Below are 24652 nucleotides of genomic sequence, written 5' to 3'. Positions count from 1 at the left end.
GAGCGGGCGTTTGAATCGCAAGCTGGCGAAGGATGGTCACTGTAATCGAAACCTCCGCGCGTCGCGAGCTTTTCGACGCGGGTCGTCCTGCACTGGGGTAAGATAAGGTGGAGCAAGCGCAGAATCAGGGCCATTCTCGCCGCCCGGCCACCGGATTCGGGCGCGCATTCGGCGCCGGGATGGCGGCCGAACCCGTGCGAATCCGGGGCGGACATCCGCCTGCTGCGGTAAATCAGGATGTCCGGACCAGTTGATAGTCCCCGGCGGCATCCACTTGCGCCGTCCAACGCGGATAGACGACGATAGTGGTGAAAGTTTCCTCCACGATGGCGGGTGAGGGAATTTCCGTGCCCGGCGCGAGGTCGCTGCCCCGGTAGATCGGGATATCCGCGAAGCCCTGTCCGAGATTGGCGCGGCGATGGCGATCGGGCTTGGGGGGCGCTCCGGACGGGGTGAAGCCGCCGCCGGCGGCCGGAGAGGGCGTCTCGACATGGGCGGCGAGGCGGACCCCGGACACTTCGGGCACCTCATGCTCGCGGATGTGGCCATATTCGGCCATGTGACGGGCGTTGAACAGTTCGATCGCGCGCGCCGCGAAGTCCTCTCCGACAAAGGACAGGTCGCCCAGCGGCGTATCGGCGGCGAAGTCGAACGAGAGCGAGAAGTTCTGCCCCGGATAGCGCATGTTGAGCCGGTAATCGGCGCGGATGTCCTGCGCGTTGAAGTGCGCGGCGGTGAAGAAGTAGGCGGCGCGGTCCGACAGTTCGCTCCACAGCGTGCGGATGCGTTCGACATCCAGCGCCGAGGCGGAGGCGATGTAGGAGCGTTCCTCGTCGATGGTCGGATTGGCGACCAGGGTGCCGAGGGCCGAGAAGGTGGGCGATGCCTTGGGCACCAGCACGCTGCGGATGCCAAGGTCTTCGGCCTGAATCGCCGCGAAGGCGGGGCCGTTTCCGCCATAGGCCAGCATCACGAGGTCCTTGGGATCGATGCCCTTGCCCGCCGTGATGCGGCGCACGCCCTGGCTCATATGGGCGTTGACCACGCGCCAGCAGTCGAAGGCGGCGCGTTCCGCATCGTCGTGACCGAGTTCCTGCGCGATCTTGCGGAACGCTTCCTCCACCCCGTCGCGGGTGAGGCGGAAGCTGCCGCCGGCGAAGCCTTCCTCGGTGGAAAGGATGCCCAGCATGACCAGCGCATCGGTCACGGTCGGCTCGGTGCCGCCGCGTCCGTAGCAGATCGGGCCGGGCTCCGACCCCGCCGAGCGCGGGCCGACTTCCAGCGCGCCCTTGTTGACGTGGCAGATCGAGCCGCCGCCCGCGCCCAGTGTTTCCACTTTCACCATCGGCACGCCGACGAGGTAGCGGTGGTGCATGTTCCAGCCCGCCTCGGCCGGGGCTTCGCCGTTCAGCACCAGCGCCATGTCGTAGCTGGTGCCGCCCATGTCGACGCAGAGCAGGTTAGGGCAGCCCTTCGCGCGGCCCGCATGAGCCGACCCGACCACACCGCCCGCCGGGCCGGAGGCGAGCACGCGGATCGGCGCGCCGTCGATATAGTCTTTGGTCATCACCCCGCCGGAGGCCTGCATGACCATCAGCTGGTTGCGGTATCCACCCTCGCCAAGACGTTGCACCAGCCGTTCGAGATAGCCGGTGACGCGCGGGCCGACATAGGCGTTGACCACCGTGGTGGAAGTGCGGTCGTACTCCGGCGCGCGGGGCAGCACTTCGTGGCTGGCGGAAACGTAGGCGTTCTGGATTTCCTGCCGCACGATCTCCTTGGCGCGGCGCTCATGCTCCGGATTGACGAAGGAGAACAGGAACGAGATCGCCACCGCCTCCACGTTCTGCAGCCGCAGCTTGCGGCAGGCTTCGCGCAGCGCCGCTTCGTCGAGGTCCTTGTGGACCGATCCGTCGTGCAGCACGCGTTCGGGCACCGTCAGGCGGCGACGGCGCGGGGTGATCTGCTGCGGCGCTTCGAGGCGGACGTCCCAGATATCCTCCTTGTAGCCGCGGCGATATTCGATCTCGTCGCGGAATCCCTCGGTGGTGATCAGGCCGGTGAGAGCGCCGTTCATCTCGATCAGGGTGTTGTCGGCGACAGTCGTGCCATGGACGATCGCCTCGCAGCGGCTGAGGAATTCGGGGAGGGGCAGGCCTTCCTTCTCGGCCAGCTTGCCGAGGCCTTCCATCACGCCCAGCGATCGGTCCTCCGGGGTGGAGAGGTTCTTGTGGAGCACCACCTCATCGCCCTTCAGGAGCGCGAAGTCGGTGAAGGTGCCGCCGATGTCGATGCCTACTCGGTATGTCATTTCCACTCCCGGAAGTCGTCTTCAAAGTTCTCCCCTGCAAGGGGAGGGGGACCGCCGCGAAGCGGTGGTGGAGGGGTGTCGCGGTTTCGATGAAGTGCGACACCGAGAGGGGGATACCCCTCCGTCAGCCCTGCGGGCTGCCACCTCCCCTTGCAGGGGAGGATCTGCGCGTTATTCCGCCGCCTCGGCCATGCTCGCCATTTCGGCCCTGAGCGCCTCGGTGGCGGCGTGGTCCACCGCCAGCGAATAGTCGTCGAGGCTGCCGGTCAGCACCACGCCGTACTTCGCGCGCGCCGCCTCCACACTGACGTACTCGTCGAGCACATCCTCCTTCACCGCCTCCGGATCCCGCTGAAGCGGGCGGCCGAACCCGGCGCCGCCGCCGTGCTGGTAGGCGATCACCGCCCCCTCCGGCAGCAGGTCCTGCGCGGTGTGGAGAATGGCGCGCTCGTTGGGCGAGCCGACCTCGAAGCGGTTGGTATAGGGGATCGCATCGTCCCCGCCGCGAAGCCCGCGCAAGGGGTGGTCGGCCGAAACCATCCACGCCATCGCCGAAGTCGGCCGCAGCACCTGCTTGACGTTGAGCGAGCCCGGGCACCCACGCCACTGGCCGGCGCCGCCGCCATCGGTGGTCATCTCGCGGCTGATGTTGAGAATGGGGAAGCGGCTTTCCGCATCCTCCGCTTCGGACAGGATCAGGCTGCCCAGCGCGGAGGGGCAGGAGCCCCAGCCATCCAGTCCTTCCACCGCCGAAACGTCCATCGATCGGCAGTCGACGCCCTGATCCATCCACATCATGCCGTTCTCGTCGAAGCCGACGACCATGTTGGGCATGCCGATCTTGTAGAGCTGGGGCTGAGACCGTTCGGGCGCCACATTGGACAGCGCGATGCAGACCGCCTCGGTAATCTCGCAGGCCGGGTGGAACGATCCCAGCGCGGCGGGCTTGTTCGGCGGCGGCTGGGCGATGCAGCCTTCGGGAATCAGGATATCGACTGCGTTGAAGAAGCCTTCGTTCTTCACGATCGTCGGGTCCATCGCCGCGACCACCTGACACATCACGTAGCTGCGCGAATTGGCGAAAGTGTTCCACACGCCGACAAGGTTCTGCCGGTCGTCGGTGCCCTCAAGGTCGACGGTCAGCTGGTCCCCGGCGATGGTGCAGGCGACGTGGACTTTGATGTCCTTGGTCCCCGCGGTGTCGTGGTCGATCCAGACGGTCGCTTCGTGACGGCCATCGGGCCATTTCGCCACTTCCTCGCGCACGCGGCGCTCGGTGTGTTCGATCGAATGGTTGATCGCCGCCTTGATCGTCTCCCCGCCCGACTTGGCGATGAGGTCGTCCAGCATCCGCACCGCGTGCTGCACGCCGCCGATCATCGCCGCGATGTCGCCTGCGAAAGTCGCGAAGCGGTTGTTGCGCACCACCGTATCGAACACGTCGCGGCGCAATTCGCCCCGGTGGACCAGCTTGAGGCAGGGGTAGATCACGCCCTCGGTGAAGACGTCGGTGGCGTCGAGCGAGAAGCCGCCCGGATCCTTGCCGCCGGTGTCGCCCTGATGCGCCTGCAGCGTCTGGATGCAGATCAACTCGCCTTTGTCGTCATAGACCGGGCCGTAGATGCAGTAATCTGGCAGGTGGCCGCCGCCGTGATCGGGATCGTTGCCCAGGAAGACGTCGCCCGGTCCCCAGTCGTAACGGTCCTGATTCATCAGCCCCCAGCGCGTCTCCATCTGGTTGACGAAAGTCAGGTGCGGCGTGCCCACCGCGCCCATGGCAAGGCGGCCGTGGGCATCGACGATGGCGGCATTGCGCTCGTTCGACTGGTTGATGATCGGGCTGGAGGCGGCGCGGCCAAGATAGGTCGCAGCCTCGAAACAGACCGTTTCGAACGCGCCGCGAATGATGTCGCCGGTTACCGGGTCGATTTCGGCACTCGTCGGCAGGGGCCCGCGCGGCGCGGCGAGCTTGCGGTTCAGCTCGTAGGACACGTCTCTTGCTCTCCCATGTGGTTTGTCCGAGGTAGGAGCGGAGAGGGCCCGCTTCTCGACAGCGAGCGCATCGGCCCATGCAGATCACGAAACACCGGCGCCGGGCTTGTCCATGAGCGCATAAGGAGCCGTACCGGGAATGAAGACAGCTGGCCGTATCCACCCGGTCTATGCGGAAATGAAGCGCACCGTGTTCGACCGCATGTCGGCACTGGCGCGCGAGCATGGCGCGATCAACCTGGGGCAGGGCTTTCCCGATGGCCCGCCGCCGCCCGCGCTGATCGAGGCGGCAAGCCGGGCCTTGCACGAAAAGTCGAACCAGTATCCGCCGGGCGCGGGTCTGATCGAACTGCGCGAGGCGATCTGCGGATGGTACGGGCGGCATCAGGGCCTTGCGCTCGCGCCGGAGCAGGTGACGGTAACCTCGGGCGCGACGGAGGCGCTGGCTGCGGCCGTTTTCACCTTCGTCAGTCCGGGGGACGAGGTGATCCTGTTCCAGCCCGCCTACGATGCCTATGCGCCGCTGGTGCGCCGGGCCGGGGGCGTGCCGGTCTCGATCCCGCTGGCCCCGCCGCATTTCCGCTACACCGCCGAAGCGCTGGCCGCCACGATCACGCCGCGTACGCGCGTGGTGATGTTCAACGACCCGCTCAATCCGTCAGGGACGGTCGCCAGCCATGCCGAACTGGACATGATCGCCCGCGCCTTTGTGGAGCACGACCTGATTGCCGTGAGCGACGAGGTCTGGGAACACGTGCGCTTCGACGGCGTGCCCCACCGCTCGCTGATGCACTATCCGGGCATGGCCGAGCGCACGATCAAGATCGGTTCGGCGGGCAAGATTTTCGGGCTTACCGGCTGGAAGATCGGCTGGATGATCGCGGCGGGCGAACTCGCCACGGCCATCTCGCGCGCGCATCAGTTCCTGACTTATGCCACCGCCGTACCGCTGCAATGGGCGGTGGCCGAGGGGCTTTCGCTGCCGGATGCGGTGCTGGACGGACAGCGCGCCGAATGGGCCGCCGCGTGCGAGCGGCTCAAGGCGGGCCTTGCCGAGGCGGGCTTCGCGGTGCTGCCCAATGCGGCGACATGGTTCGTCACGGCGGACCTTGCGGCATCCGGAATCGCCTTGCCCGACCGCGCATTCAGCGAGCGCGCGGTGGTCGAGGCCGGGGTGGCGACGGTCCCGGTTTCGGCGCTCTATCAGGGCGAGCAGGCGCCCGGACATCTGGTGCGGTTCTGCTTCACCAAGCCTGCCGAAGTGCTGGACGAAGCGGTTTTGCGCCTCGCCCGGTTCCGCGCGGCGTTGCTGGCCTGATTTCAGGCGTTGAGGCCGCCGTTCACGCTGATTACCTGACCGGTGATCCGGCGGGCGCCCTCCGAGCAGAGGAACAGCGCGAGCGGGGCGATGTCGTCGGCGGTGGGAAGGCCCAGTCCGGCGCGCGTGGCCGCTTTCGCCATCCGCTCCGATCCCATGCGGACCGCGCTGTCGGTGCCTTCGACGAAGCTGGGTGAGATCGCATGCGCGCGAATGCCGTCGCGCGCGGCTTCCATGGCGAAATTGCGGAGGAAACCGATTGCGCCGGCCCGCGCGGCGCCGATCAGGGTCTGGCGCGGCGCGGCGTGGATTCCGGCGTCGGAGACGAGCCCGATCAGCGTGCCGCCGCGCGCCGCAAGAAAGGGATAGGCCGCATGGGCAAGCCGTTCCAGCCAGCCTACCGAGAGGTCCAGAAACCTGCCGTAAGCGGCGGGCGAAGTGTCGGTGAACAGGCCCGCGATACCGGCTGGGCCCGTGGCGATACAGTCGATCACCGCATCGATCCGGCCGTAATGCTCGGCGGCTGCGGTGACGATCCGCTGCGCTGCATCGCCTTCCGTAACGTCCGCCAGAATGCCCTGAACGTTACCATAGGCAGACAGGGAGGCGACATGCGCCTCCACTTTTCCGGCCGTGCGGCCATGCAGCGCGACTTGCCAGCCCTGCATCAGGGCATGGCGGGCGATGGCGCTGCCGATCGAGCCGCTGCCGCCGGCGAGGAGCAGAACGTTCCGCTCGTCCCCGGCCATCCGGTCAGTCGCTTTCGAACGTGGCGCGGATGTCGTCGTCGGCGAGGTCCGAGAACTTCGTGATCCGCGCTTCGAAGCGCAGGCGAACCTTGCCGGTGGCACCGTGGCGCTGTTTGGCGATGATCAGTTCGGAGAGGCCGGTGATGCGCTCCATGTGTTCGCGCCACTCGTTCCACTTGGCGTGCACGTCTGGCGGATCGTTGTCGCCGGGCGCGCGCGGTTCCACGCCCTTGGCGTAGTAGTCTTCGCGGAACACGAACCAGACCATGTCCGCGTCCTGTTCGATCGAGCCCGATTCGCGAAGGTCGGACAGCATCGGGCGCTTGTCCTCGCGCGATTCCACCGCACGCGAAAGCTGCGAGAGCGCGATCACCGGAACGTGGAGTTCCTTGGCGAGCGTCTTCAGGCCGCGCGAAATTTCCGAGATTTCGTTCACGCGGTTGTCGGTGGCGCGGCCCGAGCCTTGCAGCAGCTGCAAGTAGTCGATGATGACGAGGCCGATGTTGTGGCGGCGCTTCAGGCGGCGTGCGCGCGTGCGCAGGCCGGCGATGGTGAGGCCGGGCGTATCGTCGATATAGAGCGGCAGTTCGGCCAGACGCTGGCTGGCGAAGGACAGCTGCTGGAAGTCCTCGCGGCTGATCTTGCCCATGCGCAGCGCTTCGGAGCTGATGCCCGATTGCTCGGCCAGAATACGCGTGGCGAGCTGGTCGGCGCTCATTTCGAGGCTGAAGAACGCGGTTGCGGCGCCCACCGACTTTTCGACCGGAATGCCGTCCGCCAGATCGCGCTGGAGCCGGTCCGAGGCGTTGAAGGCGATGTTGGTGACGAGCGAGGTCTTGCCCATGCCGGGACGGCCGGCAAGGATGATAAGGTCGGAATCGTGCAGGCCGCCGATCTTGTTGTTGACCGAGGTGAGGCCGGTGGTCTTGCCCGAGATGTGGCCGCCCGAATTGAACGCCTTTTCGATGGCGCCGATCGCGGTGCGGGTGGCGACGGCGAAGCTCTTGGCTTCGTTGGCGGTCGCGGCGCCTTCGGCCACTTTGTAGAGCGCGGCTTCGGCGCGTTCCACCTGCTCCATCGGCTCGACCGATTCGGAGGTGTCCATGGCTTCGGCCACGAGATTGCGGCCCACCGAGATCAGTTCGCGCAGCAGCGCAAGGTCATAGATCTGGTCCGCCAGTTCGCGCGGGGCCAGCAGGCCCTGACCGTCTGCGGTGAGGCGCGCGAGGTAGGCCACGCCGCCCAGCGCCTTAAGCTGTTCATCCGCCTCGAAATAAGGGCGCAGGGTGACCGGGGTGACCACGGCCTTGCGATCGAGCAACTGGAGGATGCGCTCGTAGATGCGGGTGTGGACCGGCTCGAAGAAATGCGACGGTGCCAGTTGGGTCTGAAGCTCCTCGATCACGCGGTTGTCGATCAGCACGGCGCCCAGGAAGGCCGCCTCCGCTTCGACGTTCGAGGGCAGGCTGCGGGCTTGGACCGCAGGCTCGCGGGTGATGAGGGCTTCTTCTGACATGAGGGATTTGACAATGCCCCAAGTGCCCGGTGGCCAGCAAGCGCGCGTATGGGTGATTTCTATCCACAGGCTGTTGATGGGGAGGAGGCGCTCCGGAGTTTTTTGTTGGGTGCGCCATTCGCATCGGCGAATGGCTGCGGTACCAGCCCGCTCCCCCACCCGATCTCCCTACGGGATATGCTCTGGGAGGACGGGTGGGGGAGCGGGCTGGTGCCGCAAGCTCGTCACGGATGTGACGAGCGCACCGAACAAAAGACTCTTCTTCTCGCGCGGGCTTGCCCGTTTATGCCGCAACCGCGTAAAGGCCCTTGAACCATGGCCGATCCGCGAATCTCGCATATCGAACTCGACGAGGCGACCATCCTGTGGCGCAACGCCGATATCGAGCAGGAACGGCGCATTGCGATCTTCGATCTCATTGAGGACAATGTCTTCAAGCCCGTGCGCGCGTTCGACGCGGGCTTCGCGGGGCCTTATCGCCTGCGCCTGTCGGTGCGCGACGGGCGGCTATCGCTGGATATCGCGGACGATGCTGCGGTGCCGATCGAGACCATGGTTCTGGGCCTTGCCCGCTTCCGCCGACCGGTGCGCGAGTACTTCGCGATTTGCGAAAGCTACTACCAGGCGATTCGCAAGGCCTCCACGCAGGAGATCGAGACGATCGACATGGCCCGGCGCGCTATCCACAACAATGCCGCCGAACTTCTGCTGGAACGGCTCGAAGGCAAGGTGGAAACCGACTTTCCAACCGCGCGAAGGCTTTTCACGCTGATCTGCGTCCTGCATATCCGGGGCTGAAGGGGGCTTCACGATGGCAAGGACTGCTTCTGGCGCGGTTTCGCGCAGGCAACTGCTGTGGCGCATTCTCGGCGCGCTGCTGCTGGTTGCCCTGATCGGCGGCGGCTGGGCGTGGTGGACCGTGCGCCACTGGCAGCCCGAGCGGAAGGCCTTCCCGGTGCAAGGCGTCGAAGTGGGCGCGAACGACGGCGATTTCGACTGGAAGTCGCTGAAGGCGATCGGCGTGGACTTTGCCTATGTCGATGCCAGTGCCAGCGCCTTCGCGCGTGACCAGCGCTTCGTGGCCAATTTCGCGGCGGCGCGGGCGGCGGGTTTGCAGGTCGGCGCGGTCCATCGCTACGACCCTTGCCAGCCCGCGCAGGCGCAATCGGCCAACTTCGTCACCACGGTACCGCGCGACAATCGCCTGCTGCCCCCCGCGATCGACCTCGACATGCTGGCCGACGATTGCCCGATGCCGGTCTCCGACGCCAAGGTCGAGAGCGAGTTGATGACCTTCATCAACCAGATCGAGACGCACACCGGCAAGGAAGTGATCCTCAAGATCAGCCCGCGTTTCCAGACGCGCTACCGGGTGGCGGCGAAGTTCGACCGCAATCTCTGGCTGATCGGTGACCGCCTGCTGCCCGACTATGCCGGGCGGCCCTGGGCGATGTGGACCGCCAACGCCGCGCGCGCCAACGAGATTGCGCAAGGGGGGCTGCGCTGGGTAGTGGTGCAGCCATGACCAGTTTCAGCACGGAGCAGCGCGACGCCCTGCTCGCGACCGCGCGCGAGGCCGCTAGCCGCGCCTATGCGCCCTATTCGAAGTTCCACGTCGGTGCCGCACTGCTGATGGCAGACGGTTCGGTGGTGACCGGCGCCAATGTCGAGAACGCCAGCTACGGCCTTTCGCTCTGCGCGGAAACGGTCGCGGTGGCCTCGATTCTCTCGTCGGAAACGCGCGGACGGCTGGAAGCCGTGGCCGTGACCGGCGGCGCTCCCGGCGCGCCGGGTGAGGGCGACACGGTGAGCCCCTGCGGCCGCTGCCGCCAGATCCTCAACGAGATCGCGCAGCTTGGCGGCACCGATCCGCTGGTCTGGTGCGACGGCAAGGACGGGGTGATCGAGATGCGCCTGTCCGAACTGCTGCCGCACGCCTTCGGGCCCGCTAACCTCCTCTAATTTCGACGCTCCTGCGGATGGCCGCGAACAGCCCGCGCATCGCTCCATTTCGGAGCGGCGCGGCGGGCTGTCGTTTCGTCGGAATCCTATTGTCAACCAAATTGGTTGAATTATAGTGAGGGCAGTCGGGACGTAAACAGAGTCGACCGGCGGATTTCCTGAAACATCGCTGGAGAATCCGATGGCCACCTTCCGCTATCCCCATGAGCAGGACCACCTGCCGCTCATTCTTCTGGTTCCCGGCGGCCCGCTGCGCGATGGCCACTGGATGAAGCGCTGGATGCAGTGGAGCGAGCATTGCCGCGTGCTCGAACTGGGCATGTGGGATGAACCGCACCGCAACACCTGGGTCAACAAGCTGAACCTCGCGATCCGCCGCGCCGACCGGCCGGTGGTGATCGTGACCGACGACATTGCCGCGCTGGCGCTGGCATGGTGGGTCGAATTCGAAAGCGTGGGGCCTGAGAACCCGGTCTTGGGCGCGATTGCGGTCAATCCGCCGAACATGGACCTTCCGGGCGCCGATCCTCGCCTTTCGCGCTTTGGCGCCTGTCCGCGTCAGCCGCTGCCCTTTGCCTCGTTCCTGGTGAGCGATCTGGACGCCCCGGCCGCGCAGCAGCGTTCGGTGATTCGCTTGGCGCGGGACTGGGGCGCGTCTCCGGTCTGCGACGATACGCGCGGCGATTGGGCTTCGGGCTGGATGATGCTCCAGACCGTGCTGGGGCTGGTGCCTTCGGGGGCGATGACCCCTCATTGGACGCAGGACGAGAATCTGGCCGTGCGCGAGGCGCTACGGCAGTGGGCGGGGATTTGACGCGAGTTGGGTCGCTCCGCCGCTGCCCTTAACGCCGCCCCATCACACCCGTCATCCCCGCGCAGGCGGGGATCCCGCTTGTTCTTTTTGGGCACGCAGAGACGCGGAGACGGAGAGGGATCTTGCCGCACCGTTTTCTCTGCGTCTCCGCGTCTCCGGGTGAAACCGAAGAAAAGCGGGGCCCCCGCCTTCGCGGGGGCGACGGTGAGTATTGGGGCCGGAACATCGCGAATGAAATTTATAGTTGCGGCGTTGATTGAGTCCGCCGTGTGAGGATCAGGGGGCGGCCTTAATCCCAGCCGCCCCCTGATCCTTACCCCAGATCCTTACTTGCCTTCGCGCTCCAGCAGCCACTCCAGCAGCGCGCCCATACAGTCGCGGCCGAGCTGGGCCGAACGCTCGGCGCTCCAGCCCTGATACGGGTCGGCGGCGTCGTCGTGGTCCTTGAAAGGCATTTCCAGCGTCATCGAAACCGCGCCGTAGCGCTCCGCCAGCTGGTTGGTGGACATCGTCAGGTTAGACTTGCCCGGCGCGGCGACCGGATAGCCCTGCTTGCGCTGGAAGTCGGGCGTGCGGCGGTCGAGGATCTCGCCGAAGCGGTCGTAACCTTCCTTCTGGCCGGGGCGCAGGCCCGGAATGCCTTCGAACCCGGCGAGGAACACGGCGGAAATCGCCTCGTCACCATGGACGTCCATCGCGAAGTCGACACCGGTCTCGTCCATCGCGCCGCGCACGGCGAGCACTTCGGGGGACTTTTCGGCGGTGGGGTTTTCCCATTCACGGTTGAGATTCACGCCCATGGCATTGGTGCGCAGGTGCCCGCGCGTCGAGCCGTCCGGGTTCATGTTGGGCACCACGTGGAAGCGGCAGCGCTTGCGCAGCTCGCGGCCGACCGAATCGGTGGGATCGGCCAGCACCGCCAGCGCGCCTTCCATCCACCACTCGGCCATCGATTCGCCGGGATGCTGGCGGGCGTAGAGCCAGACTTCCAGCGCGCCTTCGCCCATTTCGAGGCAGTCGATCGGCTGGCCGTCCAGCGTGGTGCCAAGGCAGCGGCTGGACACGCCTTCGCTGCTCGATACGTCGGCGATCAGGGTGTGGTGGCGCTCCATCGAATAGGGCGCGAAATAGGCGAACCAGGCGATGTCGCCCACCGGGGTATAGCGGATGGTCAGCGTGCCGTTGTCCTCGCCCGCGTCCCACGATGTGTCGGCAAGGCCCCAGTACTGGCGGTCTTCCGTGACGCGCGCCCGATAGTTCGGCCAGCCGCCGGGATAGGCCGAACCGTTCAGCCCGGTGATCTTCAGTTCGAGTTCCTTGCCGGCGATGCCATCGCCGCTGACGCGGAAGTGGAACCACTGGAAGAACTCCGAATCCTTGTCCCGCCGGATCGCGAGGCGTGCTGACGTGCTTTCGGTGGAGAGGACTTCGATGTTGCCGGAATCGAATGCGGAATGAATCTGGATGCTGCTCATTGCACCAGGATAGTTTCGCCCGACTTGCCCGGGAACCCCTTGAACAGGGCCTCGGCCATTTTTGCCGCGCCAAGCGAGGTTTGCGCCATCGGCGACTTGGAACTCACCGTGAAGGCGGCGCGGCCTTCCCAGAGGGTGCGGCCGCCGGGACGGTCCCGAATCATCACCTGCATCCGTGTCTCGACCTGATCGGAGGGGCGGCCGGACAAGTTGATGCCCACGCCTATGCCCACGCCCGAACCGTAAGTCCCGGTGCTGCCAAGGCCCGCGACCGAGACGGGGGTGCCCGAACTTCCCGGCTGGATCACGCGCCGTTCCACTGTCAGCACGGCGACTTGCGGATCGGAGGCGGCCTCGCCCGGCAGCGCCTGCCGGAAGCCGATGCGGGCCAGTTCCTGCTCCACGGCAGTCGCATAAGCGCGGAATTCAAGGCTGGATGCGTCCTGGCCGGGGCCGGCGTCGACGCGGATCACGCCGCTGCCCAGCGCCGGAGCGTCAGGCGCGATGAACCGCGTGACCTCCACCGGGCCGACTTGCGCGGCGCAGCCGCCGAGCGCGAGTGCACCCGCAAGAAACACGGCGGCAAGGAGGGGGCGGGCGCTTCGGGTCATCAGGGCTCTCCGGCTAAGTGGTTACACGATAACCCTTCATGTCGCCGGGAGCCAGACCGATCAGGCGCCGTTCAACCAGCCGCGCCGGGAACCGGGTCCGCTTTGGGGAAGCCGTCGAACAGGGCGCTGGCCAGCTTGCCGGCAATGCGGTCGTCGGGCCAGTTGTTGTCCCCTTCGCGCGTGGCGATGGTGGCATAGCCTTCCCACAGCACCTTGCCGCTCGCCTTGTCGACGATGCGGGTGTCGAGCCGGGTGCTGATGAGCGCGCTGCGCGGCTTGCTGAGGTCCACATTCACGGCAAGGCCATAGGCAGAGCCGCGATTGCTGACGCCCATCGCGGCGGTGCCGCTGACCGGGCTGCGCTTCTCCTCGGCCGGGGTGAGCACCTGCCGGGTGATCTTGAGCTGAACGTCCTGCCCGCCGGTGTCGGCCTTGGTCTGGGTGTCGTAACCGGCGCCGACGAGAGCGTCGATGATCGCCGCTTCGTAGCGCGCGCGTTCGGGACCGGCGACCCAGGGGCCGTCACCCGATTCGGAGCTGACAGTGACGGGGCCGTGGCCCAGTTCGCCCGCTTCGGGGCCTTGCGCCGCGAATCGGCTGACTTCGACGCGGCCTTCGCGCGGATCCCGGCTGTTGCGGTTGTTGATAGGCGAACCGACCGGCCCGCCCATCAGCGGGTCGCCCCATCCCGAACCATAGCCGCCACCCCAGCGCGAGCCCCAACCACCACCCCAACCGGGTTGGGCCTGAGCGGAAGACGCAGCGAGAACGAGGACCATGCCGGAGGCGAGAATCGCGGCTTTAAGCGTGTGCATCGGTGTTCTTGTGTCCGAAAGAATCGGTTGGGTCGCACCCGTTCTCAGGTTATCCGGCCGTTGCCATTGCCCCGCGATGAACGGAGTGTATGGACGCAAAACGGTGCCGGATCCCGGGCATTCGGGGCAAGTTCGAGGTGAGGGAATGGGCTCTCCCGCTTGACTTTGCAACCCGCTGGCACTAACGGCGCCACTTCAAATTTCTGGCGGCGGCCCAGTTGCTGTTGGAACAACCGCCGAACCACCAAGACGAGACGAACCATGAAGATTGTGAACAGCCTGAAGTCGCTCAAGGGTCGCCACCGGGACAACCGCGTGATCCGTCGTCGCGGCCGTACTTACGTCATCAACAAGACCAATCGTCGCTTCAAGGCTCGCCAGGGCTGATTCGTTCTGCCTGTCCCTGCCCGATGGGCGGGGACCACAAGGCGGACGGTCTATCGCGACGACAGCAGACCCCCGCCACAAGCGGGGGTCTTGTCATGTCCGATCAACGCGCGAAAGCGCAAGATGCCGCGCCGGTCGAAGCCGTCGTGTTCGATGTCGGCCGCGTGCTTGTCCAATGGGACATGCGCGGAGCGCTGTTCGCGAAGCTGATCGACGATCCGGAAAAGCTCGACTGGTTCTGTTCCGAGGTCATCACCGAGGAATGGCATTCCGCGCATGACGCCGGGGGCGATCTTGGCGAGCTGATCGCCGCCCGCAAGGCCGAGTTTCCCGGCCATGACGCGCTGATCGACGCTTACGCCACGCGCTTCCTCGAAACGATTCCCGGCAATGTGCCCGGCAGCCACGAGATCGTGCGCGAGCTTGCGGCGCGCGGTACGCCGCTGTTCGCCATCACCAATTTCGCCAGCACGTTCTGGCGCGAATACCGTGCAAGCGAACCGCTGTTCGACCTGTTCGGCGATGTGGTCGTTTCGGGCGATGAGAAGCTGATCAAGCCGCACCGCGCCATCTTCGACCTTGCCGCGCGCCGCTTCGGCCACGCGCCGGAGGCGATGCTGTTCATCGACGACAATGCCGACAACATCGCCGGCGCCCGGGCGCTCGGCTGGCAGGTCCATCACTTCCACAATGCGGAAGCCTTGCGCGCGGATCTCGACGAGCGCGGCCTGCTGGGGTGAAGTTGCCCCGCAAGCCGCTGCGGCGACCGAATAGTTCCCGGCTCGCGCCCACAGGGTAAAAATTTTTCTTCGCACTTGCAGCGTAACCGCTTGGCAAGTGCGAATCCTTGTTGCATCACATGGTCAACAGGGAGTCACAATGTCGGCTGCGGGCGGAACGAACTTCGACGAAATGCTCAACGCGGACGGGTCCGTTCGGCCTGCCTACGAAGATCTCAGTCAGTGGTACGATTCGCAGGACAAGACCTGGTTCAAACGCCAGCATGGCGAAGCCGAACGCTTCTTTCGCCGGATCGGCATTACTTTCAATGTCTATGGCGATGAGGCCGCTGAAGAGCGGCTGATCCCCTTCGATCTTATTCCCCGCATCATCACGGCGCGCGAATGGCGCAAGCTCACGCGCGGCATCGAACAGCGCGTGCGCGCGCTCAACGCCTTCCTGCAGGACCTCTACCACCGTCAGGAAATCGTCCGCTCGGGCCGCCTGCCGGTCCACGCCTTGCGTGAGAATGTGGCGTTCCTGCCGCAGATGATCGGCATGACCCCGCCCGGCGGCGTCTATACCCATATCGTCGGCATCGACCTTGTCCGCACCGGCGAGGACGATTTCATGGTGCTGGAAGACAATGCCCGCACGCCTTCCGGGGTCTCCTACATGCTGGAGAACCGCGAGACGATGATGGCGATGTTCCCGGAACTCTTCACCAAGGTTCCGGTGCGCCCCGTTTCCGATTATCCGCGCCGGCTGGCCCGCAGCTTGCGCGCCTGCGCGCCGCCCGCCTTCAAGGGATCGGGCCGGCCGACCGTGGCGGTGCTGACGCCGGGCATCTACAATTCGGCCTATTTCGAACATGCCTTTCTGGCCGACCAGATGGGCGCGGAACTGGTGGAGGGCAGGGACCTGCGCGTGGTGGACGGCCGCGTCGCCATGCGCACCACCACCGGCTACAAGGCGATCGACGTGATCTACCGCCGGGTGGATGACGACTATCTCGATCCGCTGACCTTCCAGCCCGATTCGGTGCTGGGCATTGCCGGGATCATGGATGTCTACCGTTCGGGCGGCATCACGATCGCCAATGCGCCGGGCACCGGCATCGCCGACGATAAGGCGATCTACAGCTACATGCCGGAGATCGTGGAATTCTACACGGGCGAGAAACCGATCCTGCCCAATGTGCCGACCTGGCGCTGCTCGGAACCCGATTCGCTGGCCTATGTGCTCGACAATCTGGCGGAGCTGGTCGTCAAGGAAGTGCACGGCTCCGGCGGCTACGGCATGCTGATCGGGCCGACCTCCTCGAAGAAGGAACTGGCCGCCTTCGAGGCCAAGCTGCGCGCCAAGCCGCATAACTACATCGCGCAGCCCACGCTGTCGCTTTCCACCGTGCCGATCTTCACCAAGGCCGGCCTCTCGCCGCGCCATGTGGACCTGCGGCCCTATGTCCTGGTCTCTCCCGACGGAATCGACATCACGCCGGGCGGGCTCACCCGCGTGGCGCTGAAAAAGGGCTCGCTGGTGGTGAATTCGTCGCAAGGCGGCGGCACCAAGGATACCTGGGTACTGGACGAATAATGCTCGGACGTGCTGCCAACGGCGTTTACTGGATGAGCCGCTACCTTGAGCGGGCGGAGAATACCGCGCGGCTGATCGACGTGGGTTTCCACCTGGCCCTCACGCGCAGCGACAAGCATGCGCAGGATGAGGAGTGGAAATCGGTCCTCACCACCACCGGGCAAGTGGACGACTATGCCGCGCGCCATTCGGACTTCGGCGGCCCGCAGGTGTTCAACTACCTGCTGCGCGAGAAGGACAATCCCGCCTCGGTCCTGCGCATGATCGAGAATGCGCGCACGAATGCACGCATGGTCCGCACCAGCCTGACCAATTCGGTCTGGGAAGCCACCAACGAAGGGTGGATGATCCTGTCCGAACTGCTTTCGCGCCCGGTGCGCGAAGCGAATCTGGGCGAAGTGCTCACCGCGATCCGCCGTCAGGGCACTCTGGTGCGCGGCGCGCTGGAAGGCACGATGCTGCGTAACGAGGTGTTCAACTTCGCGCGGATCGGCACGTTCATCGAACGGGCGGACAGCACCGCGCGCATTCTGGACGTGAAATACTACGTGCTGCTGCCCTCGGTGGCCTGGGTGGGGTCCAGCCTCGACAATGTGCAGTGGGACACGCTGCTGCGCTCGGTGGCGGGCAACCGCGCCTATTCGTGGCTGAATGCGGGCGCCATGGACCCGCGCGGGATCGCGCGGTTCCTGATCCTCGACGGTCAGTTCCCGCGCAGTCTGGTGTTCTGCTATGAAAAGCTGCGCAGCAACATGGCCGGGCTCGCCAAGGAATATGGCGAGGAAACCTCGGCCCACGAACTGCTGCGAGAGACCGGCGCGGCGCTCCACCAGACCGCGATCGAGGACATTTTCGAGACCGGCCTGCACGAATTCCTGCAGGACTTCATCGGCAAGACCAACCGCCTTGGCGCGGCCATTGCCGCCGATTATCGCTTCATCGAGTAGAAGGGACAGTCCCGTGCTGCTGACCGTGACCCACACCACCCGCTACACGTTCGACACGCCGGTCACGCATGGTCTTCAGCGGCTCAAACTCCGGCCAAAGACCACGCATGGGCAGGAGGTGGTCGACTGGATCATGGATCTCACCGGCGCCCGGACCGAGGCGGATTACCACGATCATCATGACAGCCACACCACGCTGGTCTCGATCGCGCCGGGGGCGGATGAAGTGGTCGTGCAGTGCCGGGGCACCGTGCGCACCAGCGACAACAACGGGATCACCGGCAACCATACCGGCCTGATGCCGCTCTGGACGTTCCTGCGGCCAACCCGGCTCACCCGCGCGGGACCGCGCGTGCGCGCGCTGGTCGAGGATGTCGATGCCGACCCGCGGGACCCGCTGGAATTCCTCCACGCGCTGTCGCGCAAGGTGGCCGAGCGGATCGCCTACGTTCCCGGCGCCACCGATGCGAAGACCACGGCCGAGGAAGCGCTCGCGGCGGGCAAGGGCGTGTGTCAGGATCAGGCGCATGCCTTCATCTCGGCCGGACGGCTGCTCGACATTCCGGTGCGCTATGTCGGCGGCTACCTGAAGATGAACGACCGCGAGGAGCAGGAGGCCGGGCACGGCTGGGCCGAAGCATATGTGACGGGGCTAGGCTGGGTGGGCTTCGACGTTGCCAATGCCATGTGCCCGGACGAGCGCTATATCCGTGTGGCGACCGGCTGTGACTATGGCGAGGCGGCGCCGGTGACCGGCATTGCCATGGGAGGTGGGGATAGCCGCCTCGAAGTGCGTTTGTCGGTGGGCGAGAAAGTGCTAGGTCAGCAGCAACAACAGCAGTCCTCGGCCGGAGGGCAGCAACAACAGCGCGGCTGAGGGCCGCGTTCCCCCGAACAGGACAGGACGCGGGGAACGGAACGTGATCGGGGCGTAGCGTGACTTATTGCGTGGGCATGATGCTGGACCGCGGGCTCGTGCTGATGAGCGATACCCGCACCAATTCCGGGGTCGACAATATTTCGACCTTCCGGAAGATGTACCGCTGGAACATCCCCGGCGAACGCATCATCACCCTGATGACGGCGGGTAATCTTGCCACCACGCAGGCGGTGGTCAGCCAGCTTGAGGAACGCAACAAGGCCCCGGCGGAACGGCACAATTCGCTGCTGGAAGCGCCGACCATGTTCCAGGTGGCCACGATCGTCGGCAACCTGCTTCAGGACATCATCACCGAACGCGCGGCCGACAACGGCCAGAACGCGGCCTCGGGCACGTTCAGCGCCTCGATCATCGTGGCGGGCCAGATCAAGGGGATGGAGCCGCGCCTGTTCCTGATCTACCCCGAAGGCAACTTCATCGAAGCCAGCTTCGATACGCCGTTCTTCCAGATCGGCGAGACCAAGTACGGCCGCCCGATCCTGATTCGCGGCTACGACCGCGCGATGACGTTCGAGGCGGCGGTGAAGCTGCTCTGCGTTTCGTTCGATTCGACGGTGAAGGCCAATCTCTCGGTCGGCATGCCGTTGGACCTGCTGGTGCTGGAGAACGACAAGTTCGCCCCGCTGCACGAGCGCCGGATCGAGGCGGGCGATCCTTATTACCAGTCGATTTCGGACAGTTGGGGCGAGGCCCTGCGGCATGCGCTCGACGGGCTGCCGAACTATGCGCTGGGTGAGGACGGCAAGCTGAAAGACGCTGCGGCCTGATTGGCGCGGGACATGAACTTTCCCACGCTCCTCTGATTCCTTGCACCAACCTTTCAGACCCGCTCAGGCTGAGCTTGTCGAAGCCCCCTGAGGCGTGGTGCGACATCCTTCGACAGGCTCAGGATGAGCGGGGTTGGGTGATGGTTCGGGGGAGCGAACGGGTGATGGTTCAGGATGATCGGAGCGGGGATCCGAACGCCCGGACGCTCCATCCGATCTCCCTCACCAAACCCTTCGGACCCGCTCAGGCTGAGCTTGTCGAAGCCCCGGAGGCGTGGCGCGACATCCTTCGACAGGCTCAGGATGAGCGGGGTGGGTGGTGGTTCGGGGTGAGCAGGGCGGACGGGTAAAGCGACACCATGCTCTCACCCTCGCGCAGGCGCGGATTCTGCCTCACATGACAAACTGCCCGTTGCGAAACGCGGCACGGCAACGTAGGAGAATCCCAGCATCAAGAGTTGGGGCGACGCCCAACGCCAACCTGCCGATCCGGGCAAGGTGGCACTCCGCAAGGAGGATGTGGCCCAGCCGGCAACCAAGCGGAGCAAGCCACAAAGCGTCGATCCCGTAAGCGGAAGAGACGCGCCGTGCCGATTAAGATACCCGATCAACTCCCCGCTCGCCATGTCCTGGAGGCAGAGGGCGTGCGCGTCATGGGAGAGACCGACGCGGTGCGTCAGGATATCCGGCCCTTGCGGATCGGGTTGCTCAACCTCATGCCGGACAAGATCAGCACGGAAACCCAATTGGCCCGGCTGCTGGGGGCAACGCCGCTTCAGATCGAATTGACGCTGGTGCGGATCACCGATCACGTTTCCCGCAACACTTCGGCCGATCACATGGCAGCCTTCTACCGGCCATGGAGCGAGGTGCGGACCGAGCGGTTCGACGGCTTCATCATCACCGGCGCGCCGGTCGAGCGCATGCCGTTCGAAGAGGTGGCCTATTGGCCCGAGCTGCGCGCGATCTTCGACTGGACGCAGACGCACGTCCATCGCTGCTTCACGATCTGCTGGGCCGCCCAGGCCGCGCTTTTCCATTTCCACGGGGTGCCGAAGCACAATCTGCCGCGCAAGGCCTTCGGCGTGTTCGAGCACCGCAATCTCGCGCCCACTTCGCCCTATCTTCGCGGCTTTTCGGACACGTTCGACATTCCCGTGTCGCGCTGGACGGAGATATGCTCATCGACCCTGGCAGAGGTGCAGGACCTGCAAGTTCTGGCCGACAGCGCGGAAACCGGGGCCGGTCTCGTCGACGATCGGGCCCATGGCGCGCTGCACATGTTCAATCATCTGGAATATGACAGCGACACGCTTGCGGGTGAGTATCACCGCGACGGTTCGGCCCAGCTTCCCGCAGGCTATTTTCCGGCCGATGATCCCACGCGGGAGCCGAAGAATCGCTGGCGCAGCCACGCGCACCTGCTGTTCGCGAACTGGATCAACGAGATCTACCAGACCACGCCCTTCGACCTTGTCGCCGGTCTGGCGGCCGAAGGTCAGGCTGTTCTGGCCTAGCGATGCTCAGGCGTTCGCCCGTGCGAGGCGCTCGGCCAGGGCCTTGAAATCGGTCTCGCCGGCGGTCCATGTCTTCGCGAACAGGCCGCCTTCGCCGAACAGTGCGCGCGGGGTGCCGCTGACGCCCTGTTCGCGCCAGATGTCGGCAAGGCGCACGGCCATGGGATCGTCCACCGGGCCCCACTTGGCGGAATTGTCGCCGCGCACGTGGCGCAGCCAGGCGGCCAGCGCGGTCAGGATCGCCGGGCACTGCTTGCCTTTCGCCTGATTGGCTGCAAGCGTTTCCAGCCAGCGCTGCGGGATCTTCTGGCTGCCGTCCATGGCGATCTGGATCAGCCGGTGTTGCAGCGCCGGATTGGCGAAACGCGCGAGCAGGGCGTCGGCATAGGCCTGAAGGTCCTGCGCCGGGGCGGCCTTGATCGTCGGCTGGGCTTCGACATGCATGATCTGCTCGATCAGCGGCCGGATCGCCGGGTTGCCCACCGCCTGATGGACGAAGGCGTGCCCGTGTTCGAGCCCGAGATAGGCCAGCGCCGAGTGCGCGCCGTTGAGCATGCGCAGCTTGGCCGCCTCGTAAGGCGCGACGTCGGATACCAGTTCGGCGCCCACTTTCTCCCACGCGGGGCGGGGGCCGGCGAACTTGTCCTCGATCACCCACTGCGTGAAGGGCTCCGTCATCACCGCGCCGTCATCGTCGAGGCGGGCGAGCGTCGCCACCATCTTGCGGTCTGCGGCAGTGGTGGCAGGCACGATGCGGTCGATCATCGCGCAGGGGAACGTGCACTCGGCCGCGACCCATGCGCCGAGTTCGGGATCGTGGCGGGCGAGATATTCGCCCATCAGCCGCTCAAGCTGGCGGCCGTTGAGGGCAAGATTGTCGCACGAAAGCAGGGTCAGGCCGGGCAGGCCTTGCGCACGGCGGCGGCGCAGCCCCTGTTCGAGGAAGGCATAGATGCTGCCATGGTGCGCCAGGAAGGGATCGAGCGATCCGTCGGCGGCGCGGCAATAGCCCTTTTCCGTGATGGTGAAGGTGACGATCCGCGTTTCCGGCGCGGCGAGGGCGGCGATCACCGCTTCGGCATCCTCGCTGGCGACGATCACCCGCTGGACCGAGCCGATCACCCGCATCCGGTTGCGCTCGGCCGAGCATTCGGTGAGCGTGTAGAGCCCGTCCTGCGGATTGAGCTGGCGCGCGACATTGGCGGAGCGCAGCGAAACGCCGACGATGCCCCAGTCGCGGTCGCCCGCGGCCATCGCCCGGTCGGTGTACCAAGCCTGATGCGCGCGGTGGAAAGCGCCCATGCCGAAATGGACGATGCCGGCCGCCTGCGCCTTGCGGTCATAGCCGGGCCGGGCGACGGAGTCGGACAGGCGGGAGAGCGTTTCGCTGGAAAGCCTCACGGGCGAAAGCCCTTGCCGGCGTGGTTACAGGCCGGAACGTGCGCCTGCCCGGCGGGGAGCAGGCGGTCGGCGTGGAGGTCCAACGTGCGGGCCAGTGAGTCGGCCAAGGGGCGGAGATGCATCAGTCATCCAGGGCAGTGAATCTGAAATCGCGGAAAGTGGCTTCGCCTTCTCCCGCAGCATATAGCCCCGGACGTAGCATGAGGAACCCCCCACGGACATTGTGGTGGTATCCCGAGACTTCCATCCCCCGGTCAAATCGCTTCCACGTTGCGCCGCCGTCGCCCGAGGTATGGTACGAAACGATATGGCGGCGGTTGGTCACACGCATTTTCATGCGGCGGCCATGCGGGTTGGCGGGGCGGCCGCGCTCCATGCCGTATTGGTGGGTGACGAAGCGGCCCTCGTCGAAGCCGAGCCCGGCGTAGAGCTTGTCGTCGTAGAACAGCACGAGCCCGGCCGTCCCGCCTGCCGGGATCTCGATATCGCATTCGAACTGGTAGCTTGTGTCGCCCGCGATCAGCAGCAGCGGCGATCCCGAGGAGGGGGCAAGGCCCTTGCCGGCCAAGTGCAGCGCCCCGCCGGAAACCCGCACGCGGCTGGCCTCATCGGGCGCGGGGCGGAAGAACGACCACTTCGAGCCCATCGCCAGCGGCTTCGAGAAATCGTCGGAAAGCGGCATGCCATGCGGCAGCGGATTGGCGACCTTCGGGATCGGCAGCGGCTTCGAAAGATCGCCGCCGGTCATCCGGAACCAGCCGTCCGGCGTCCACTCGATCGTGTCGAGCAGGCACTGACGGCCGAGTGTCCAGAAGCCGTTCTCGAACCCGTGGTAGAGCGCGTACCAGCGCTTGTCCGGCCCCTCCACCAGCGAGGCATGCCCGCGCGACCACCATGCTTCGGACTGGTTTTCGGTGCGCACCAACGGGTTGCCGGGGTGCTGTTCCCACGGCCCGTGGATCGAGCGGGCGCGGGCGGCGATCACCATGTGCCCGGTCGGCGGACCGGCCGTGCCGCCGACGGCGGTGAGCATGTAGAACCAGTCCCCGTGACGGTGGATCTTGGGGCCTTCGGGCGAGAAACCCTCGACATCCCACTCGTCCGGATAGTGCCACGGATCGTAGACATGCTCGACCTTGCCCGCGAGCGAGAGGCCGTCGTCGGTCAGCCGCACGCGGTCTCCGCCCGAGAGGAACAGCCAGCGCGAACCGTCTTCGCCCACGGCATGGCAGGGGTCGATGTGGTCGTGGAGGCCCAGCGGTTTCGGATCGCTCCACGGGCCGTCGATGTGATCGGCCCAGATCACGTAGATCTCGTTGGGATCGGCCTTGACCGGAATGTAGAGGAAGTAGCGGCCCTTGTGCTTTTCGAGGCTGACCGCCCAGACCGAGCCGATATTGCGGGTGAGCGCCGGTTTGCGCGGCTGCCAGTTCACCAGATCGCGGCTGTGCCAGATCGTCAGGCCCGGATAGGAATCGAAGCTGGAGAAGGTGAGGTAATAGTCCTCCCCGTCCTTCAGCACCGCCGGGTCGGGCCGGTCGCCCGAGATCACCGGGTTGAGCATCGTGCCGTTGCCGAGGTCGGACATGCGCTGGTTGTCGAACCCGCGACGCCAGCGTGCGGGAGCCGGGGCAGGCTGGAGAGGAGGATAGCCCGCCCCGGGCTCCCTGGCGGCAGCGGCTTCCCCCTGAAGCCCGCCTGCCGTCAGTCCCACGCCGCCGATGAGGGCGGCTTTCAATGCGTCACGTCTGTCCATCGTCATTCCGTCAGCCGGGCCGTCTTATCCAAGGCCCTTGGTGCGCGCCCAGGCGCGCCACAGCTCGGGCCAGACTTCCACCGGCTTGCCCACGGCGCCGCGCAGGCCGAAGCCGTGGCCGCCGTGCTCGAAGAGATGGGTCTCCACCGCGATGCCGCGTGCTTTCAGCGCCGCGCGCAGGCGGACGGTGTTCTCCACGGGGACGGTGGTGTCGTCCTCGGCATGGAGCAGCCAGTGCGGCGGGGCATCGGCAGGCACATTGCGCTCGGGCGAATGCGCGGCTTCGAGCGCGGCGCTGGGCGAAGGGCCAAGCAGCAGGTCGCGCGATCCGGCATGGGCGATGGCGGGGTCCATAGAGACCACCGGATAGATCGGCGCGGCGCAGAACGGGCGCGCGGACAGGCGGTCCGCCTCGTCGACGGGTGTGTAGACCGTCGCGGCGAAGCGCGTGGAAAGGCTGGCGCAGACATGGCCGCCGGCGGAAAAGCCCATGGCGGCAACGCGCTCGGGATCGAGCGAGAAGTCCTTCGCGCGGCGGCGGATCAGCCGCATGGCGCGCTGGGCATCGGCGAGCGGGGTGTCCGGGCGATTGGCCCAGCCTTCGCCGGGCAGGCGGTAAAACAGGACGAAAGCGGTGAAGCCGCGCGCGGTAAGCCAGCGCGCCATCTCGTAGCCTTCCTTGTCGATCACCACCCGCTGGTAGCCGCCGCCCGGCGTCAGCAGCACGGCGGCGCCATTGGGGCGATCGGGACGGAACACGACCATGCGCGGACGGACTGTGCCGTGGACGGCGCGGTCGGGGATGTGGGCCTGGGTGGAACGATCGTCGACGGTTTCCACCGGCGGTGTGGCGGGCATGCCCGGCACGCCTTTGGGCCAGAGGTCGATGGTCTCGGTCGGGTCGGGCAGGGCCGTTGAACGGCTTCCCCCTATCCCCGGTGGAGGTGTCTGCGCGAAGGCGGTTTCTCCGGCCAGCAGCCCCGTAACGAGAGAGGCCGCCACGAACGATCTACGGTCGATGGTCATGGCGGCACTCTCCCATTTTATCTCAGGTATTC

23 protein-coding genes and 1 riboswitch are annotated in these 24652 nt (G+C 66.1%); of the genes, 12 read left to right on the top strand and 11 right to left on the bottom strand.

Going from position 1 to position 24652, the window contains the following annotated elements; genetic code table 11:
* Window positions 1-232: 232 nt before the first annotated feature.
* Together AC1VVK_RS07210 and AC1VVK_RS07205 are read right to left on the bottom strand one after the other, a co-directional pair.
* On the bottom strand, window positions 233-2311 hold the full coding sequence (locus tag AC1VVK_RS07210) for a hydantoinase/oxoprolinase family protein (protein WP_482904934.1): 2079 nt from the start codon (window positions 2309-2311) through the stop codon (window positions 233-235).
* Between the two features lie 171 nt (window positions 2312-2482).
* Window positions 2483-4303, bottom strand: a complete 1821-nt coding sequence (locus tag AC1VVK_RS07205; RefSeq protein ID WP_482904933.1) for a hydantoinase B/oxoprolinase family protein — start codon at window positions 4301-4303, stop codon at window positions 2483-2485.
* A 139-nt stretch (window positions 4304-4442) separates the two neighbouring features.
* Between AC1VVK_RS07205 and AC1VVK_RS07200 the strand changes: the two genes are divergently transcribed.
* Complete coding sequence (locus tag AC1VVK_RS07200) at window positions 4443-5621, top strand: aminotransferase (protein ID WP_482904932.1); 1179 nt, start codon at window positions 4443-4445, stop codon at window positions 5619-5621.
* Between the two features lie 2 nt (window positions 5622-5623).
* Here the strand turns inward: AC1VVK_RS07200 and AC1VVK_RS07195 are convergent, their stop codons facing one another.
* Complete coding sequence (locus AC1VVK_RS07195) at window positions 5624-6370, bottom strand: SDR family NAD(P)-dependent oxidoreductase (RefSeq protein WP_482904931.1); 747 nt, start codon at window positions 6368-6370, stop codon at window positions 5624-5626.
* A gap of 4 nt (window positions 6371-6374) precedes the next feature.
* Window positions 6375-7886, bottom strand: a complete 1512-nt coding sequence (locus AC1VVK_RS07190) for a replicative DNA helicase (RefSeq protein WP_132387377.1) — start codon at window positions 7884-7886, stop codon at window positions 6375-6377.
* A 315-nt stretch (window positions 7887-8201) separates the two neighbouring features.
* Here AC1VVK_RS07190 and AC1VVK_RS07185 point away from each other — a divergent pair, with 315 nt between their 5' ends.
* The 4 genes from AC1VVK_RS07185 (at window position 8202) to AC1VVK_RS07170 (ending at window position 10662) form a co-directional block, all read left to right on the top strand.
* Window positions 8202-8684 carry a UPF0262 family protein gene (locus tag AC1VVK_RS07185; protein ID WP_132387375.1) on the top strand — a complete coding sequence of 161 codons (483 nt, stop codon included), beginning with the start codon at window positions 8202-8204 and terminating at the stop codon, window positions 8682-8684.
* Between the two features lie 13 nt (window positions 8685-8697).
* Window positions 8698-9411, top strand: coding sequence for a glycoside hydrolase family 25 protein (locus AC1VVK_RS07180; protein WP_132387374.1), 714 nt, complete (start codon window positions 8698-8700; stop codon window positions 9409-9411).
* A complete protein-coding gene (locus tag AC1VVK_RS07175; RefSeq protein ID WP_132387372.1) occupies window positions 9408-9848 on the top strand; it encodes a cytidine deaminase in 441 nt (146 codons plus the stop codon). The genes AC1VVK_RS07180 and AC1VVK_RS07175 overlap by 4 nt, the downstream gene beginning before the upstream one ends.
* Before the next feature lie 181 nt (window positions 9849-10029).
* Window positions 10030-10662, top strand: coding sequence for an RBBP9/YdeN family alpha/beta hydrolase (locus AC1VVK_RS07170; protein ID WP_132387370.1), 633 nt, complete (start codon window positions 10030-10032; stop codon window positions 10660-10662).
* 326 nt (window positions 10663-10988) lie between these two features.
* Here AC1VVK_RS07170 and AC1VVK_RS07165 read toward each other — a convergent pair whose 3' ends face one another.
* From AC1VVK_RS07165 to AC1VVK_RS07155, 3 genes are all read right to left on the bottom strand, one after another.
* A complete protein-coding gene (locus tag AC1VVK_RS07165) occupies window positions 10989-12137 on the bottom strand; it encodes a M14 family metallopeptidase (protein WP_482904930.1) in 1149 nt (382 codons plus the stop codon).
* Window positions 12134-12748 (bottom strand): DUF4136 domain-containing protein, encoded by a 615-nt coding sequence (locus AC1VVK_RS07160; RefSeq protein WP_482904929.1) that lies wholly within the window; start codon window positions 12746-12748, stop codon window positions 12134-12136. Before AC1VVK_RS07160 ends, AC1VVK_RS07165 begins: the two co-directional genes overlap by 4 nt.
* A 71-nt stretch (window positions 12749-12819) precedes the next feature.
* Complete coding sequence (locus tag AC1VVK_RS07155) at window positions 12820-13563, bottom strand: DUF4136 domain-containing protein (protein WP_132387364.1); 744 nt, start codon at window positions 13561-13563, stop codon at window positions 12820-12822.
* A 261-nt stretch (window positions 13564-13824) separates the two neighbouring features.
* Here AC1VVK_RS07155 and ykgO point away from each other — a divergent pair, with 261 nt between their 5' ends.
* The 7 genes from ykgO to AC1VVK_RS07120 all read left to right on the top strand — a co-directional run bounded on the left by ykgO (window position 13825) and on the right by AC1VVK_RS07120 (window position 20437).
* A complete protein-coding gene (gene ykgO, locus AC1VVK_RS07150; protein WP_029724010.1) occupies window positions 13825-13950 on the top strand; it encodes a type B 50S ribosomal protein L36 in 126 nt (41 codons plus the stop codon).
* Between the two features lie 95 nt (window positions 13951-14045).
* Window positions 14046-14690 carry an HAD family hydrolase gene (locus tag AC1VVK_RS07145; RefSeq protein WP_482904928.1) on the top strand — a complete coding sequence of 215 codons (645 nt, stop codon included), beginning with the start codon at window positions 14046-14048 and terminating at the stop codon, window positions 14688-14690.
* A gap of 139 nt (window positions 14691-14829) precedes the next feature.
* The gene (locus AC1VVK_RS07140; RefSeq protein WP_132387360.1) at window positions 14830-16266 is read left to right on the top strand and encodes a circularly permuted type 2 ATP-grasp protein; all 1437 of its coding nucleotides are present in this window, start codon (window positions 14830-14832) and stop codon (window positions 16264-16266) included.
* On the top strand, window positions 16266-17213 hold the full coding sequence (locus AC1VVK_RS07135) for an alpha-E domain-containing protein (protein WP_132387358.1): 948 nt from the start codon (window positions 16266-16268) through the stop codon (window positions 17211-17213). The genes AC1VVK_RS07140 and AC1VVK_RS07135 overlap by 1 nt, the downstream gene beginning before the upstream one ends.
* A gap of 13 nt (window positions 17214-17226) precedes the next feature.
* Window positions 17227-18090, top strand: a complete 864-nt coding sequence (locus AC1VVK_RS07130) for a transglutaminase family protein (protein WP_482904927.1) — start codon at window positions 17227-17229, stop codon at window positions 18088-18090.
* Between the two features lie 59 nt (window positions 18091-18149).
* Window positions 18150-18920: a proteasome-type protease gene (locus AC1VVK_RS07125; protein ID WP_482904926.1), complete on the top strand. Its 771-nt coding sequence runs from the start codon at window positions 18150-18152 to the stop codon at window positions 18918-18920.
* Window positions 18921-19363: 443 nt separating this feature from the next.
* Window positions 19364-19469, top strand: a riboswitch (SAM-I-IV-variant riboswitch).
* A 38-nt stretch (window positions 19470-19507) separates the two neighbouring features.
* Window positions 19508-20437, top strand: a complete 930-nt coding sequence (locus AC1VVK_RS07120) for a homoserine O-succinyltransferase (RefSeq protein ID WP_482904925.1) — start codon at window positions 19508-19510, stop codon at window positions 20435-20437.
* A gap of 6 nt (window positions 20438-20443) precedes the next feature.
* Here AC1VVK_RS07120 and AC1VVK_RS07115 read toward each other — a convergent pair whose 3' ends face one another.
* The 4 genes from AC1VVK_RS07115 to AC1VVK_RS07100 are packed head-to-tail and all read right to left on the bottom strand — an operon-like array spanning window position 20444 to window position 24620.
* Complete coding sequence (locus AC1VVK_RS07115) at window positions 20444-21838, bottom strand: mannitol dehydrogenase family protein (protein ID WP_132387350.1); 1395 nt, start codon at window positions 21836-21838, stop codon at window positions 20444-20446.
* The gene (locus tag AC1VVK_RS07110) at window positions 21835-21960 is read right to left on the bottom strand and encodes a hypothetical protein (RefSeq protein ID WP_482904924.1); all 126 of its coding nucleotides are present in this window, start codon (window positions 21958-21960) and stop codon (window positions 21835-21837) included. Before AC1VVK_RS07110 ends, AC1VVK_RS07115 begins: the two co-directional genes overlap by 4 nt.
* Window positions 21960-23600, bottom strand: a complete 1641-nt coding sequence (locus tag AC1VVK_RS07105; protein WP_482904923.1) for a family 43 glycosylhydrolase — start codon at window positions 23598-23600, stop codon at window positions 21960-21962. The genes AC1VVK_RS07110 and AC1VVK_RS07105 overlap by 1 nt, the downstream gene beginning before the upstream one ends.
* Window positions 23601-23618: 18 nt before the next feature.
* The gene (locus AC1VVK_RS07100; RefSeq protein ID WP_482904922.1) at window positions 23619-24620 is read right to left on the bottom strand and encodes an alpha/beta hydrolase; all 1002 of its coding nucleotides are present in this window, start codon (window positions 24618-24620) and stop codon (window positions 23619-23621) included.
* Window positions 24621-24652: the final 32 nt, after the last annotated feature.

This window comes from Novosphingobium sp. BL-S-32, assembly GCF_056857055.1.
This window is presented reverse-complemented; position numbering and strand designations above follow the sequence as displayed.

What these genes read in the sequence shown, in the direction of transcription:
- AC1VVK_RS07105 (WP_482904923.1), bottom strand. Translation starts at nt 23,600, where the DNA reads ATGACGATGGACAGACGTGACGCATTGAAAGCCGCCCTCATCGGCGGC.
- AC1VVK_RS07210 (WP_482904934.1), bottom strand. Translation starts at nt 2,311, where the DNA reads ATGACATACCGAGTAGGCATCGACATCGGCGGCACCTTCACCGACTTC.
- AC1VVK_RS07170 (WP_132387370.1), top strand. Translation starts at nt 10,030, where the DNA reads ATGGCCACCTTCCGCTATCCCCATGAGCAGGACCACCTGCCGCTCATT.
- AC1VVK_RS07200 (WP_482904932.1), top strand. Translation starts at nt 4,443, where the DNA reads ATGAAGACAGCTGGCCGTATCCACCCGGTCTATGCGGAAATGAAGCGC.
- AC1VVK_RS07155 (WP_132387364.1), bottom strand. Translation starts at nt 13,563, where the DNA reads ATGCACACGCTTAAAGCCGCGATTCTCGCCTCCGGCATGGTCCTCGTT.
- AC1VVK_RS07110 (WP_482904924.1), bottom strand. Translation starts at nt 21,960, where the DNA reads ATGCATCTCCGCCCCTTGGCCGACTCACTGGCCCGCACGTTGGACCTC.
- AC1VVK_RS07145 (WP_482904928.1), top strand. Translation starts at nt 14,046, where the DNA reads ATGTCCGATCAACGCGCGAAAGCGCAAGATGCCGCGCCGGTCGAAGCC.
- AC1VVK_RS07185 (WP_132387375.1), top strand. Translation starts at nt 8,202, where the DNA reads ATGGCCGATCCGCGAATCTCGCATATCGAACTCGACGAGGCGACCATC.
- AC1VVK_RS07195 (WP_482904931.1), bottom strand. Translation starts at nt 6,370, where the DNA reads ATGGCCGGGGACGAGCGGAACGTTCTGCTCCTCGCCGGCGGCAGCGGC.
- AC1VVK_RS07190 (WP_132387377.1), bottom strand. Translation starts at nt 7,886, where the DNA reads ATGTCAGAAGAAGCCCTCATCACCCGCGAGCCTGCGGTCCAAGCCCGC.
- AC1VVK_RS07165 (WP_482904930.1), bottom strand. Translation starts at nt 12,137, where the DNA reads ATGAGCAGCATCCAGATTCATTCCGCATTCGATTCCGGCAACATCGAA.
- AC1VVK_RS07135 (WP_132387358.1), top strand. Translation starts at nt 16,266, where the DNA reads ATGCTCGGACGTGCTGCCAACGGCGTTTACTGGATGAGCCGCTACCTT.
- AC1VVK_RS07160 (WP_482904929.1), bottom strand. Translation starts at nt 12,748, where the DNA reads ATGACCCGAAGCGCCCGCCCCCTCCTTGCCGCCGTGTTTCTTGCGGGT.
- AC1VVK_RS07100 (WP_482904922.1), bottom strand. Translation starts at nt 24,620, where the DNA reads ATGACCATCGACCGTAGATCGTTCGTGGCGGCCTCTCTCGTTACGGGG.
- AC1VVK_RS07180 (WP_132387374.1), top strand. Translation starts at nt 8,698, where the DNA reads ATGGCAAGGACTGCTTCTGGCGCGGTTTCGCGCAGGCAACTGCTGTGG.
- AC1VVK_RS07140 (WP_132387360.1), top strand. Translation starts at nt 14,830, where the DNA reads ATGTCGGCTGCGGGCGGAACGAACTTCGACGAAATGCTCAACGCGGAC.
- ykgO (WP_029724010.1), top strand. Translation starts at nt 13,825, where the DNA reads ATGAAGATTGTGAACAGCCTGAAGTCGCTCAAGGGTCGCCACCGGGAC.
- AC1VVK_RS07175 (WP_132387372.1), top strand. Translation starts at nt 9,408, where the DNA reads ATGACCAGTTTCAGCACGGAGCAGCGCGACGCCCTGCTCGCGACCGCG.